Origin of the sequence: Bradyrhizobium symbiodeficiens (assembly GCF_002266465.3) — a bacterium.
Lineage (GTDB): Bacteria > Pseudomonadota > Alphaproteobacteria > Rhizobiales > Xanthobacteraceae > Bradyrhizobium > Bradyrhizobium symbiodeficiens.
The window spans coordinates 5,040,019-5,054,098 of record NZ_CP029427.2 but is presented as its reverse complement, the minus strand read 5'-3'; the positions used below and the strand labels follow the sequence as shown (position 1 = coordinate 5,054,098).

The window sequence follows — 14,080 nt, the reverse complement described above, 5'->3', positions numbered from 1 at the left end:
GGCCATTTCACCATGCCGACGCCCATTCTCGATTTCGACGCCCTCGCGAAGGCCATCTCAGGCCGCACGGTGCTGTGCATCGGCGACATCATGCTGGACGAGTTCGTGTACGGCGAGGTCTCGCGGATCTCGCCGGAAGCGCCGACGCCCGTCATCACAGCCCAGCGCAGCGAGATCCATATCGGCGGCGCCGGCAATGTCGCGCGCAACGTCGCCTCGCTGGGCGCACGCTGTATCTTCGTCGGCCTCGTCGGCGAGGACGATGCCGGTGCACGGCTCAAGGCGGCGCTGGATGAGCTTACCGGCGTCGAGAACGTGCTGGTGCGCGACCCCACGCGGCCCACCACGCGAAAAGTCCGCTTCGTCTCCGAACATTTTTCCACGCATATGCTGCGCGCGGATTGGGAGCAGGCGGCGCCTGCGTCCGATGACATCGAGACGAAGCTGATCGAGGCGATCCTGCCGCAGATCGCGCGCGCCGACATCGTGCTGCTCTCGGACTACGCCAAGGGCGTGCTGACGGCGCGCGTCATCCGCCACACGATCGACGCCGCGCGTAAGCTCGGCAAGCCCGTGATCGTGGATCCCAAGAGCCTGAACTGGGCGATCTATCGCGGCGCCACGCTGCTCACGCCCAACCGCAAGGAATTCTCGGAAGCAACGCGCAGCCGCGCCGACACGCCACAGAGCATCGTCGATGCCAGCGAGGACGTGATGCGGCTCGCCGATTGCGAGGCGATCCTGGTTACGCAAGGCGAGCACGGCATGACGCTGGTGCCGCGCAATGGCGCAGCGGTTCACGTTCCGGCTTTCCCGGTCAAGGTGCGCGACGTCTCCGGCGCCGGTGACACCGTCGCCGCCGCGCTCGCGGTCGCGCTTGCGACAGGCGCGGATTGGGATACGGCGTTGCGCATGGCCAATGCCGCTGCAGCCGTTGCCGTCGGCAAGCAGGGCACCGCAAGCGTGAGTGCGGCCGAGTTGCGCCGAAAGATCCTGCCGCATGCCACGCTGGCGGCCGAAGAGAAGATCGTGCTCGAGCCGGCCGCCCTCGATGCGCAGCTCGCCGAATGGCAAAAGCAAGGGCAGCGCGTCGGCTTCACTAATGGCTGCTTCGACATCCTGCATCCCGGCCACGTCAAGGTGCTGACTGCGGCGCGCGCCGCTTGCGACCGCTTGATCGTCGGGCTCAACAGCGACGCTTCGGTGCGGCGGCTCAAGGGCGCCGAGCGGCCGGTCCAGGACGAGCGCGCGCGTGCCGAGGTGCTCGCCGCGCTGGAGGCTGTCGATCTCGTCGTCATCTTCGAGGAGGACACGCCGATCGACCTGATCACGCGGATCAAGCCCGGGGTGCTGGTGAAGGGGGGCGATTACACCCGGGAGCAGGTGGTCGGCCACGAGGTCGTCGAGCAAGCGGGTGGAACGGTCGTGCTCGTCGACATCCTCCAGGGCTTCAGCACGACGGCGCTGGTCGATCGCGCCCGGGGAGGGGGCAAGTGACGGCACTGGCACGCGAGACGACCGGCGAGATGATGCTTCGCCGCCTGCGCAGCCCGGCGGCCTGGCGCGAGACCGTCGATATATTTGCGATCCTGACCGCGGCCTCGCTGCCCTGGTCGACCTCGCTGGCGGGCATCTTCAACGTGCTGATGCTGCTCTGCATGGTGCCGTTCCTCGACGTCCGCACGTTCCTGCAATCCCTGAAGCGTCCGATCTGTCTTGCTCCGATTGCGCTGGTGCTCCTCGCGCTGGTGGGGACGCTGTGGTCGGACGCGGCCTGGGGCGCGCGCCTCCATGCGGTCAATCCGACCATGAAGCTGCTGGTGCTGCCGGTGCTGCTCTATCATTTCGAGCGTTCGCCGCGCGGCCGCTGGATATTCGTCGCCTTCCTGGTGTCCTGCGCCCTGTTGTCGGTGATGTCCTGGCTGGTCGCCTTCTATCCGAACCTCGCGCTTAAGACCGATCCGGCCGAGCGCGGCATCTTCGTCAAGAATTACATCGACCAGAGCCAGGAATTCGCGCTGTGCGCGGTCGCGCTCGCCTATCCGATCGTGATGCTGCTGCGTGAGAAGCGATACTGGCTCGCCGGGCTGCTGACGGCACTGGCACTGGGATTCTTCGTCAACATGACCTTCGTGGTGGTGTCACGTACCGCGCTCGTCACCATCCCGATCATGTTCGGCGTGTTCGCGCTGCTGCATCTCAAAGGGCGCAGCATCGCACTCATCTCCGCAGGTTTGCTCGCCGTTGCCGTCCTCGCCTGGCAGGCCTCGCCGTATTTGCGCCATACGGCCGAGAGGTTTTCCGACGACTACACGCGCTATGTCGAAAAGGGCGAGCCGACCTCGCTCGGCCTGCGGCTCGAATTCTGGCGGAAGTCGCTCGGCTTCTTCGCGGAGGCGCCGATCAAGGGACACGGCACCGGCTCGACGCGCGGATTGTTCGAACGGGTCGCGACGCCCGGCGGTCTGTACCAGGCCTCCGCCGAGGTGATCGGCAACCCGCATAACCAGACGCTCAACGTTGCCGTGCAATGGGGCTTGATCGGCATCGCCGTTCTCTACGCGATCTGGATCCTGCACCTGCGGTTGTTTCGCGGCGACGGGCTCGCGAACTGGATCGGGCTCCTGGTGGTGGTGCAGAACGTCTTCACCTCGCTGTTCAACTCCCATCTGTTCGACTTCCACGAGGGCTGGATGTACGTCATCGGGGTCGGCGTTGCCGGCGGCATGGTGCTCCGGGCACAACAGCCCCAGGCGAAGATGGGGGAAGCCGGTTCCTGAGCGGCCGCGCGGCTGGCAAGTCCTGTCCAGATGGGCTATCAGCGCGGTCAGGTTGCACCTAACTGGGTTTTCATCGGTCGGCGGATGACGCGTCTTTCGCATCTCACCTTGCGCAATTTCCTGATCGCGCTCCACGACCTGCTGGCGACCGCGGCGGCGCTTTTTGCCGCCTTCTATCTGCGATTCGAGGGTGGCGACGGCTTCTACGACCGGCTGCCGCTGCTGTTCCAGATCCTGCCCTACTTCCTCGCCTTCAGCGTGGTCGTGTTCTTCATCTTCAACCTGACCACGACGAAATGGCGCTTCATCTCGCTGCCTGACGCGCTGAACATCATCCGCGTCGCGACCGTGCTGACGGTCGCCCTGCTCATACTCGACTACATCTTCGTCGCCCCCAACGTCCGCGGCGCCTTCTTCCTCGGCAAGGTGACGATCGTCCTCTATTGGTTCCTCGAGATCTCCTTCCTCAGCGCGTTGCGCATGACCTACCGCTACTTCCGCTACACGCGGGTGCGGCGTCACGCCAGGGGCGAGGAGGCCGCGCCGACGCTGCTGATCGGTCGCGCCGCGGATGCGGAGGTGCTCCTGCGCGGCATCGAGAGCGGCGCGATCAAGCGCATCTGGCCGGTCGGCGTGCTGTCGCCGTCGATCTCGGATCGAGGTCAGTTCATCCGCAACGTGCCGGTGCTCGGCGGCTTCGACGACGTCGAGGACGTCGTCGCCGACTTCGCCAAGCGCAACAAGCCGATCGCGCGCCTCGTCATGACGCCGTCGGCATTCGAGCCGGAAGCGCGTCCGGAATCGATCCTGATGCGGGCGCGCAAGCTGGGTGTGATCGTCAACCGGATGCCCTCGCTCGAGAGTGGCGATGCGCCGCGGCTCACCGCCGTCGCGGTCGAGGACCTCCTGCTGCGGCCGAGCGAGACGATCGACTATGCGCGCCTGGAAGCGCTGATCAACGGCAAGGCGGTGATCGTCACCGGCGGCGGCGGCTCGATCGGGTCGGAGATCTGCGAGCGCGTCGTCGCCTTCGGCGCCGCGCGGCTCCTGATCGTGGAAAACTCCGAGCCCGCGCTCTATGCCATCACGGAGGCGCTTGCCGCGCGAGGCGCCGCCGCCGAGGTCGAGGGGCGAATCGCCGACATCCGCGACCGTGAGCGCATCATGCGCCTGATGGCCGGGTTCAAGCCGGACATCGTGTTCCACGCCGCTGCGCTCAAGCACGTGCCGATCCTCGAGCGTGACTGGAGCGAGGGCGTCAAGACCAACATTTTCGGCTCGATCAACGTCGCGGATGCCGCCGTTGCCGCCGGCGCCGAAGCCATGGTGATGATTTCGACCGACAAGGCGATCGAGCCGGTGTCGATGCTCGGCCTGACCAAGCGCTTCGCGGAGATGTACTGCCAGGCGCTGGATCACGACCTTGCGGCAGATAGCGGCGGCGCCAGGTCTCCGATGCGGCTGATCTCGGTCCGGTTCGGCAACGTGCTGGCCTCGAACGGCTCGGTGGTTCCGAAATTCAAGGCCCAGATCGAGGCCGGCGGCCCGGTGACGGTGACGCATCCCGACATGGTCCGCTACTTCATGACCATCCGCGAAGCCTGCGATCTCGTCATCACCGCGGCCACGCATGCGCTCGGAACGCACCGTCCCGACGTCTCGGTCTACGTGCTCAACATGGGCCAGCCGGTGAAGATCGTCGATCTCGCCGAGCGCATGATCCGCCTTTCCGGACTGCAGCCCGGCTACGACATCGAGATCGTGTTCACCGGCATGCGGCCGGGCGAGCGCCTGCACGAGATCCTGTTCGCCACCGAGGAGCCGACCCGCGAGATCGGCGTCGCCGGCATCATGGCCGCGCAGCCGAACGAGCCGCCGATGCAGACGCTGCGCAAATGGATCGTGGCGCTGGAGCAGGCGATCGCGCGCGACGATCGCGCCACCATCAGGACCATCCTGAAGGATGCGGTGCCCGAATTCGGGTCGACCGCGGCCTGACCATGCAGCCTCGAGGCAAGATCGTCGTCGCGAGCCAGCATTATCCGCCGGATACGAGCACGACGGCGGCGATCATGGCCGAGATCGCCTGCCGTCTCGCCATCGAGCACGAGGTCGTCGTGCTCTCGGGCTGGCCGGGCGCATCGCCGGCCTCGCAGACCGGACCGGGCAAGCCGCGCGTGGTCGCAATCAAGAACCGCATGGCGGGCAAGGCGGCGCTGGTGCGGCGCGGGCTGTCGGAACTGCTGTTCGCGGCGCGCACGTTCGTCGCGTTGATGCGGGAGCTGAGGCGAGGTGACGTCGTGCTCACGGTCACCGCCCCGTTCATGCTGCCTTACGCGGTGGCGGCGGCAGCCAGGTTCAAGGGCGCGCGCTCGGCGCTGATCATGCACGATCTGTTTCCCGACGTGCTGGTGATGGCGGGCCTGCTGAAGCCGGGCTCGCTCGTGACGCGAACGATGCGCGCTGTCAACAGCCTGATGTTCCGCGCGCTCAATGCCGTCATCACCATCGGCCGCGATGCGGAGCGGCCGTTGCTGAGCTATGCCGGAATGACGCGGAACAAGATCCGCTTCATCCCGAACTGGGCGACGCTCGTGCCCGCGCCGCGGCCGGTCAATTCGGACAACCCGTTCCGCAAAGGATTTTCCGCGCGCTTCATCGTCGGCCTGTCGGGCAATCTCGGTTTCACCCATGATCCGGAGATCGTGTTCGAGGCGGCGCGGCTTCTAAAGGACGAGGCCGACATTCACTTCCTGCTGTCCGGCTGGGGCATCGGATTCGAGCGGCTGAAGCAGTTGCAGGCCGAAGCAAACCTCTCCAATGTCTCCTTTGTGGCGCGCGTCGCGGATACCGAGCTCGAGGCGTTCCTGGCGGCGGCCAATCTCTGGATCATTCCGTACCGGAAGGACGTGGCGGGGGTGTCGGTGCCGAGCCGGTTCTACAATCTGCTGGCGGTCGGCCGTCCCGTGCTGCTGGTCTCCGAGCCGGAGGCCGAGGCGGCCCTGACGGTGGTGGAGAACGGGCTTGGCTGGGTCGTGACGCCGGGCCGCCCGGACCAGCTCGCCGCGGCGATCCGCACCGCGTCCCGTTCCGACGACGATGCGATTGCGGCGCGCGCGGTGAAGACGGCGGCGCGATTCGACCGGGCGACGGCGATGAACGCCTATGCCGGCGTGATCGACGAATTGCTGCGCACCCCGCACCTTTCGGAGCAACGATGAACGAGAAGAAGCCGGTCGTGCTGGTGACGGGGGCGAGTGGTTTCGTCGGCCGTCACGTCGCGCCTGCGCTGGCGCGCGAGGGATGGTCGGTCTGCCGCGCGGTCCGCAGCCCGCAAGGTGTCGACGACGAGGTCGTGATCGAGACGATCGGTCCGGAGACCGATTGGCAGGCCGCGCTGGAAGGCGTCGACGTCGTCGTCCATCTCGCCGCGCGCGTGCATCACAAGAACGAGGAGCACGCGGTCCAGCTCTACCGCAACGTCAATATCGCCGGCACGCTGCATCTGGCGCGTTGCGCGGCGACGGCCGGCGTGCGCCAGTTCATCTTCGTAAGTACCGTTCTGGTGCACGGCCGCAGCAATGAGGGCCGCCCGCCGTTCAGCGAGGACGACATCCTGACGCCGCGCGGCCTCTACGGCATGTCCAAGGCTGCGGCCGAGGCGGGCTTGAGGACGCTGGCGCGCGACAACGACATGAATATCTCGGTGATCCGGCCGCCGCTGGTCTATGGCGCGGGCGCCAAGGGCAATTTCGCGCTGCTGACGCGCGCGGTCCATCTCGGGGTGCCGCTGCCCTTTGCCGCGATCCGCAACCAGCGCGCCTTCCTTGCCGTGCAGAACCTGTCGTCGTTCATCCTGCACCGGCTCGGCCATCCCGATCCCGTCAGCAATTTCGAGATCTTCCTCGTCGCCGACAGGGAGCAGGTCTCGACGCCCGAATTCATCACACGGCTGGCCGAAGCGTCCGGCAAGGGGCGGCGGCTGTTCGGCGTGCCGTCGGGCGTGCTCAGCACGCTGCTCAGCGTGATGGGCCGGCAGGATACGCATGACAGCCTGATCGGCTCGCTCGAGCTCAACATCTCCAAGGCGCTCGCGACCGGCTGGCAGCCGGAGGTCTCCCTCGACGAGGGGCTGCGGCTGGCGCTGGCGGCTCAGGACGCCTGAGGGCGCGCGAACCGCCGCAGCACGAAGGCGACTGCGGCCGCGCCTGCGAACAGGGAGACGATCGTGACCGGCATCGAGCCGGCGCGAACACTGACGACGGCAAGCAAGGCCAACACGAGATTGAGCGCGAACACCTCGGCGGTCACCTGCTTGACCGTGAAGCCGTTGTCGGTGGCGCGCTGATAGAAGTGCGTGCGGTGCGCCCACCAGAATGGTTCGCGCCGCGCGATGCGCCGAAACAGCGTGATGGTGGAATCCGCAAGATAATAAGCCGGCAGCAGCAGCGCCGCGGCGGGCTGTCCGTGCCAGGCGAGTTCCAGCAGGCACCAGCCGAGCAAAAGGCCGATCGGCAGGCTGCCGACATCGCCCAGGAACACTTTTGCGACCGGCTTGTTGAACGGCACAAAGCCGAGCATGGCCCCGCACAGCGCGGTGGCGAGCAGCGCCGCTGACGGCGAGAGGTCGCCGAAGAGCCCGAGCAGCAACAGCGCGGCTGTGACCGGCACCACTTCCGCCACCGTCATCAGGTCGAGCCCGTCCATGAAATTGACGAGGTTCACGAACCAGACACCGGCGAGCACGATGAGGCCGCGCTCCAGTGCCAGCGGCACCGCCGGCACGATGCGCGCATCGTCAGGCGCGGTGAAGACGACAGCGCTGACGCAGGCGGCCTGCAGCACGAGCCGCACCAGCACCGGCAGCGAGACGATGTCGTCGGCGAACCCGACCAGCGCAATGACGACGGTGGCAATGACCAGCGCCGGCGGAATCGCGACGTTAATCCAGGCCGCCAACACCAATGCAACGACGAGCGTCGCCGCGATCACGGCGATGCCCGCGCCTTGCGGGGTGGGGATACGATGCGAGGAACGCGCATTCGGGCGTGCCAGTGCGTAGCGCTGCAGCAGGGGGCGGCTGATCCAGGTGATGAGCGCCGAGATCAGTGCGGCGATCGTAACGGCTAGCAGCGAGGCTACGATCGTCGGCACGGTCACTCCGGCACTCCGATCGGCGCCGACCCCTGCGCGGCTTTCTCCGCGCTGAGGATCCAGACCAGGCCGCCGAACGCGCCGACGATGAAGGACACGGCGCCGAACAGCAGCGATACGTTGACGCCCTCGTTGGCGGCAAGTCCGGCGAAGCCGAACGCCAGGCCCATCGTGGCTTCACGCACGCCCCAGCCGGCGATCGAGATCGGCATCATCGTGATCAGCATCACGGGCGGCACCAGCAGGAAGACGTCGCTGAAGCGGACCGGGGCCGCGATCGACTGTACGACGCACCAGGCGATGACGACGGCGAGCACGTGAACGAGCACCGACAGGATTGCGATGATCGGTCCGCGGCTGCGGCTGAAGATCACGCGGTTTGCGATCACGGCACAGGCGTGAATGTGATGCGTGGCCCACCAAGTCTTCAGCCAGCGCCATTTCAGCGCGCCGAAAACCAGGAAGCCCAGGCCGCCGGCGAGCGCCAGGAGATCGATGAGCAGCAGCGCCGAGCGCCCGTGCGGATCGGTGATGAGGGTGTAGCTCCAGGGCAGGCTCGCGACGATGAGAATCGCAAGCGCGATCAAGCCGATCGCGCGGTCGACGAAGATCGAGTAGGTCGCCGCACGCCAGCCGGCGCCGGCGCGCGCGACCAGCCACAGCCGGACCGCGTCGCCGCCGATCGCCGACGGCAGGGTCTGGTTGAAGAAAGAGCCGATCACGTTGTAGCGCATGGCGCGGCCGAGCTCGAGCGGCGCGCCGCAGACGGCGCTGATCTCGCGCCAGCGCAGCACGCCGACGAAGATCTGCAGGAAAGTGATGGCGATCGCGGCTCCGATCCAGAACAGGCTGGTCACGGTGAAGCGCGAAAACAATTCGGACAGATCGACCTTGCGCAGCGCCAGATAGAGCAGCGCCACGGAAATCAGGATTTTGGCCGTCGACAGCAGGATTCGGCGCATCTCGCCCGCATGAACTGGGTTTGCGAAGATTTGAGGCAACCCGACGCGAGCGCCGAATTCGGCCGCTTTGGTATGGTTTTGGCGCCGATCTTGCAATAGCCGTCGTGAGAGGTCCTCGTGAGCCCTCGTGGGGGGCGTTATGGAGCGCTCGAGACGCGGGCCCTATTGCGACCCCCTCGAACGGACGGCTAAACAGGATCGGGCGAGGGGATCTCCGGGGAACAGGATGACGGATCAGGCGATTTTGGTCACCGGGGCCGCCGGCTTCATCGGCTTTCACGTCGCCCGGCAGCTCCTGGGCGAAGGCCGATCCGTCGTCGGGCTCGACAATCTCAACGCCTATTACGATCCGGCGCTGAAGCGGGCGCGCCTGGCGCTGTTGCAGGGCGACCCTCGTTTCTCCTTCGTCGAGGCCGATCTTGCCGACCGCGAGACGATGGCGGCGTTGTTTGCGCGGCATCGTTTCACCGAGGTCGTGCATCTGGCGGCGCAGGCCGGCGTGCGCTACTCGATCGAGCAGCCGCACGCCTATGTCGATTCCAACCTGGTAGGCTTTCTCAACGTGCTCGAGGGCTGCCGCAACAGCGGCTGTCGTCATCTCGTCTACGCCTCGTCATCCTCCGTTTACGGCGCCAACACAAAAATGCCATTTGCGGTTGCGGACCGCACCGATCATCCCGTGAGCTTCTACGCCGCGACCAAGAAGGCGAACGAGGTGATGGCGCAGTCCTACAGCCATCTCTATCGCCTGCCGGTCACGGGCCTGCGCTTCTTTACCATTTACGGGCCATGGGGACGGCCCGACATGGCCATGTTTCTGTTCGTAAACGCCATCATGGCGGGCAAGCCGATCCGGCTGTTTAACCATGGGCGAATGCGCCGCGACTTCACCTATGTCGATGATGTCACGCGTGTAGTATCCAAGCTGATCGATCTTGTGCCTGCGGACGATCCGGCTGCCGCAAATGCGCCGTTTAAGCTCTACAATGTCGGCAATCACCATCCGGAGGAACTGATGCACGTCGTCGGTCTTCTGGAGCGGGAGCTGGGCCGGACGGCGATCAAAGAATTGCTGCCGATGCAGCCGGGAGATGTGCTGGAAACGTTCGCGGATGTCGAGGACCTGATGCGCGACACCGGCTTTGCACCGTCAACGCCGATCGAGCATGGGATCCACAATTTTGTCACCTGGTATCGGGACTACTTCAAGGTTTGAGATGACGATGGACAAACGCATTATCCCCCTGATCATGTGCGGCGGCGCCGGCACGCGGCTATGGCCGGCTTCGCGCGAGGTGCGGCCAAAACAGTTCCTGCCGCTGTTCGGCACGCGCTCGACGTTCCAGGACACGCTGCTGCGCGTCTCCGATCCCTCCCTGTTCGACCGGCCCATCGTCATCACCAACGCGTCCTATCGCTTCATGGTGCTGGAGCAGCTCGCCGAGATCGGCATCGAGGCCGACGTGATCCTGGAGCCGATGCGGCGCGATTCCGGACCGGCGATCGCGGCCGGTGCGGTGTTCGCGCAGAACCGCGCCAGCGACGCCATCGTGCTTGCGCTCGCCGCCGATCACGTCGTGCAGGACAATGCCGCCTTTGTCGCCGCGTGCCGCGAAGGCCTCGTTGCTGCGAATGCGGGGCGCATCGTCACCTTCGGCGTCAAGCCGGAGCGGCCGGCGACCGAATACGGCTATATCAACCCGGGTGAGGTGATCTCCGGCGAGGTGCACGCGGTCGCGCGCTTCGTCGAGAAGCCGGACGCGGTGAAGGCGGCCGACTACGTCAATTCGGGCTATCTCTGGAACAGCGGCAACTTCATGTTCCCGGCGAGCGTGCTGCTCGACGAATATCGCAAGGTCGATGCAGCGAGCGTCGAGACTATCACCAGCGCGGTCAACAATGCCGGTCGCGATCTCGGCTTCCTCACGCTGGAGCCCGAGGCATTCGGCGCCGCGAAGGCGATCTCGATCGACTATGCGGTGATGGAGAAGACCTCGCGCGCAGCGGTCGTACCGGTGTCGTGCGGCTGGTCCGACGTCGGCTCCTGGCACGCGGTGTGGGAATTGTCGGACAAGGACGCGCAGGGCAACGCGTCGCACGGTAGCGCCGTGTTCGAGGATTCCCGCAATTGTAACGTCACCACCGATTCCGCGCTGGTCGCGCTCGAAGGCGTCGATGATCTCGTCGTGGTCGCGACCGCGGATGCGGTGTTGGTCTCGCGCCAGAAAGATGCCAACGGCCTGAAGCGTCTCGTGACGAAGCTGAAGGCGGTCGCGCCGAAGGTCACCGAGGAGCATCTGAAGGTGCACCGCCCCTGGGGCAGCTACCAGTCGGTCGACAATGGCGAGCGCCACCAGGTCAAGCGCATCGTGGTGAAGCCGGGCGGGCGGCTGTCGCTGCAGAAGCACCATCATCGCGCCGAGCACTGGATCGTCGTCCGCGGCACGGCTCGCGTCACCGTCAACGAGACGGTGAAGGCCGTGCACGAGAACGAATCGATCTACATCCCGATGGGCGCCGTCCATCGGATGGAGAACCCCGGTAAAATCATGCTGGAACTCATCGAGGTCCAGACTGGAAGTTATCTCGGGGAAGACGACATCATCCGGATTGAAGACGACTATCAAAGGTCGTAACCAGCAAACTCCGAATCACGCGACCCGGGCCGAACAGGCGATATTTTTCGGCTTAAGGCCCGGGGAACGTGTAACTTTTTGAATCAAATCGTGTCCGGGCCGCCAAGGCGGCATTCGCCACAAATGTGGCGCCCGTGCTAGAAGCGCGCCGGGGATTTGCGTTGAATCGGGGTTTGCTCAGATGAGTTCCAAAGGGTCTGCACCGGCAAAGGCCGGCTTGCGCGTCGGCGTCATTGGCGCTGGCGTGATGGGGAGCAACCACGCGCGCGTGCTTGCGGGTCTCCCCGGCGTCAGCCTCGTCGGCGTCGTCGATCCTTCGCCGGCACATCGCACGCGTGCGACGGAACTGGCCAATTGCGCAAGCTTCGAGACGCTCGACCAGCTGCTCGCCGAAGGCGTCGACGCCGTCACCATCGCAGCTCCGACCCATCTCCATCACGAAGTCGCGCTCGCCTGCATCGCCAAGAACATCCATGTTCTGGTCGAGAAGCCGATCGCGTCCACCGTGGAGGAGGGCCGCGAGATCGTCGCTGCCGCGCACGAGGCCGGCGTCACGCTGATGGTCGGCCATGTCGAGCGCTTCAATCCGGCGGTCGTCGCCGTCAAGCAGGCGATCGCGGGTGAGGACATTCTCTCCATCGCGATCACGCGTGTCGGCCCGTTCCCGCCGCGCATGTCCAATGTCGGCGTCGTCATCGACCTCGCCGTGCACGACATCGATCTGATCCGCTGGTTCACCGAATCCGACATCGTCGAGGTGCAGCCGCAATTGTCGAGCGCGGTCGCCGAGCGCGAGGACATCGCGCTGTTGCAGTTCCGCACCGCCAACGGCGTGCTCGCGCACATCAACACCAACTGGCTGACGCCGTTCAAGGCGCGCAGCGTCACGGTCGCGACCCGCGGCAAATACGTGATGGGCGATCTCTTGACGCGCCAGGTCACCGAATGCTTCGGCTTCAAGCCTGACGGCAGCTATTCGATGCGGCATCTGCCGGTCGGCCATGACGAGCCGCTCCGCGCCGAGCTGATCGCGTTCCTCAAGGCGGTGCGCAACGGCGAAACGCCGGCAGTCACGGGCGACGAAGGCGTTGCCAGCCTCGAGATCGCGACGCAGTGCCTGGAGACGCCGTCACGGCCCGCGGCCAAATCGCCCGCCCTCAAGGGCCCGCGCCGCGTCGCCGGCTGATCCCTTTCCATGTCGACCGTTCAAAACCAGCAAGGCGCCAAGAACCAGACTATGAACCAGCATCTGCGTTCCGAACCCATTCCCTTCATCGACGTCGCCTCGCAGCGCCGCCGGCTCGGCGCTTCGCTGGATGCCGCGGTCAAGCGCGTGATGGACCATTGCCAGTTCGTCAATGGTCCTGAAGTCGCCGAGCTCGAGAAGCAGCTCGCGGCCTATAGCGGTGCCAAGCACGTGATCGGCTGCGCCAGCGGCACCGATGCGATCCTGATGGTGATGATGGCGAAGAACGTCGGGCCCGGCGATGCCGTGCTGTGTCCGTCCTTCACCTTCATCGCGACGGCCTCGCCGGTGGCGCGGACCGGCGCGACGCCGGTTTACGTGGACGTCGACGAGACCACCTTCAACATGAGTCCGGAGTCGCTCAAGCGCGGCATCGCAACGGCGCGCAAGGCCGGCCTCAAGCCGGTCGCGGTCATTCCGGTCGACCTGTTCGGCCAGCCCGCCGATCACGATGCGATCGCGGAGATCGCCAGGGCCGAGGGCCTGTTCGTGCTCGATGACGCTGCGCAGGGCTTTGGCGCGAGCTACAAGGGCCGCAAGCTCGGTACCTTCGGGCTCGCCACCGCGACCAGCTTCTTCCCGGCCAAGCCGCTTGGCTGCTTCGGCGACGGCGGCGCGATCTTCACCGATGACGACGAACTCGCGGCGACACTGCGCAGCATCCGCGTGCACGGGCAGGGCGTCGACAAATACGACAACGTCCGCCTCGGCCTCACCGGCCGGCTCGACACCATGCAGGCCGCGATCCTGCTCGAGAAGCTGAAAATCTTCGACGACGAGATCGCCGCCCGCAACAAGGTTGCGGAACGCTATGCCCGCGGCCTGTCCAATGTCGTCGCCGTGCCGCGCCTGGCGCCCGGCAATACCTCGGTCTGGGCGCAATACACCATCCGTCTGCCTGAGGGCACCGACCGCGACGGCTTCGCTGCCGCGCTGAAGGCCCAGGGCGTGCCGACCGCGATCTATTACGGCAAGTCGATGCATCAGCAGACCGCCTACAAGCAATATCCGGTCGCCGAGGGCGGCCTGCCGGGTTGCGAGAGCCTGTCGCAGGACGTCATCAGCCTGCCGATGCACGCCTATCTGACCGAAGCCGATCAGGAGCGAATCATCGCCGCCGTGCAAGGTGCGCTGGCGGGGTGATTTCATCGTTCTTGCTGCGCTAGTCGTCATGCCCGGGCTTGTCCCGGGCATCCACGTTCTTTGAGTGTGCGGCCAGGCGTGGATGGCCGGGACAAGCCCGGCCACGACGCTGTGGAGACTGCCGGCGCTCCTGGCGCGCACTTCCGCCGCCGCTTTCAC

11 protein-coding genes are annotated in these 14,080 nt (G+C 65.9%); 9 read left to right on the top strand and 2 right to left on the bottom strand.

Annotated elements, in window-relative coordinates; translation table 11 throughout:
- The first annotated feature begins 12 nt into the window (after positions 1-12).
- The 5 genes from rfaE1 to CIT39_RS23785 all read left to right on the top strand — a co-directional run bounded on the left by rfaE1 (position 13) and on the right by CIT39_RS23785 (position 6,945).
- A complete protein-coding gene (rfaE1, locus tag CIT39_RS23805; protein WP_094972417.1) occupies positions 13-1,497 on the top strand; it encodes a D-glycero-beta-D-manno-heptose-7-phosphate kinase in 1,485 nt (494 codons plus the stop codon).
- The gene (locus tag CIT39_RS23800) at positions 1,494-2,780 is read left to right on the top strand and encodes an O-antigen ligase family protein (RefSeq protein ID WP_094972416.1); all 1,287 of its coding nucleotides are present in this window, start codon (positions 1,494-1,496) and stop codon (positions 2,778-2,780) included. The genes rfaE1 and CIT39_RS23800 overlap by 4 nt, the downstream gene beginning before the upstream one ends.
- A gap of 84 nt (positions 2,781-2,864) precedes the next feature.
- Positions 2,865-4,778, top strand: a complete 1,914-nt coding sequence (locus CIT39_RS23795; RefSeq protein ID WP_162308645.1) for an SDR family NAD(P)-dependent oxidoreductase — start codon at positions 2,865-2,867, stop codon at positions 4,776-4,778.
- A gap of 2 nt (positions 4,779-4,780) precedes the next feature.
- Positions 4,781-6,001, top strand: coding sequence for a glycosyltransferase family 4 protein (locus tag CIT39_RS23790; protein WP_162308644.1), 1,221 nt, complete (start codon positions 4,781-4,783; stop codon positions 5,999-6,001).
- Positions 5,998-6,945: an NAD-dependent epimerase/dehydratase family protein gene (locus CIT39_RS23785; protein WP_094972413.1), complete on the top strand. Its 948-nt coding sequence runs from the start codon at positions 5,998-6,000 to the stop codon at positions 6,943-6,945. Before CIT39_RS23790 ends, CIT39_RS23785 begins: the two co-directional genes overlap by 4 nt.
- Here the strand turns inward: CIT39_RS23785 and CIT39_RS23780 are convergent.
- Positions 6,933-7,934, bottom strand: coding sequence for an MraY family glycosyltransferase (locus tag CIT39_RS23780; protein ID WP_244607441.1), 1,002 nt, complete (start codon positions 7,932-7,934; stop codon positions 6,933-6,935). The genes CIT39_RS23785 and CIT39_RS23780 overlap by 13 nt on opposite strands.
- Before the next feature lie 2 nt (positions 7,935-7,936).
- Positions 7,937-8,896 carry a lysylphosphatidylglycerol synthase transmembrane domain-containing protein gene (locus tag CIT39_RS23775; RefSeq protein WP_094972411.1) on the bottom strand — a complete coding sequence of 320 codons (960 nt, stop codon included), beginning with the start codon at positions 8,894-8,896 and terminating at the stop codon, positions 7,937-7,939.
- A 226-nt stretch (positions 8,897-9,122) separates the two neighbouring features.
- On the opposite strand from CIT39_RS23775, the gene CIT39_RS23770 reads away from it, so the two are divergent.
- The 4 genes from CIT39_RS23770 (at position 9,123) to CIT39_RS23755 (ending at position 13,921) form a co-directional block, all read left to right on the top strand.
- A complete protein-coding gene (locus tag CIT39_RS23770; protein ID WP_094972410.1) occupies positions 9,123-10,112 on the top strand; it encodes an NAD-dependent epimerase in 990 nt (329 codons plus the stop codon).
- Positions 10,113-10,119: 7 nt separating this feature from the next.
- Positions 10,120-11,532, top strand: a complete 1,413-nt coding sequence (locus CIT39_RS23765) for a mannose-1-phosphate guanylyltransferase/mannose-6-phosphate isomerase (RefSeq protein WP_162308643.1) — start codon at positions 10,120-10,122, stop codon at positions 11,530-11,532.
- 181 nt (positions 11,533-11,713) lie between these two features.
- Entirely contained in the window at positions 11,714-12,718 is a 1,005-nt protein-coding gene (locus CIT39_RS23760; protein WP_094972408.1) for a Gfo/Idh/MocA family protein, read from the top strand.
- A 51-nt stretch (positions 12,719-12,769) separates the two neighbouring features.
- On the top strand, positions 12,770-13,921 hold the full coding sequence (locus tag CIT39_RS23755) for a DegT/DnrJ/EryC1/StrS family aminotransferase (RefSeq protein ID WP_162308917.1): 1,152 nt from the start codon (positions 12,770-12,772) through the stop codon (positions 13,919-13,921).
- The last annotated feature ends 159 nt before the right edge of the window (positions 13,922-14,080 follow it).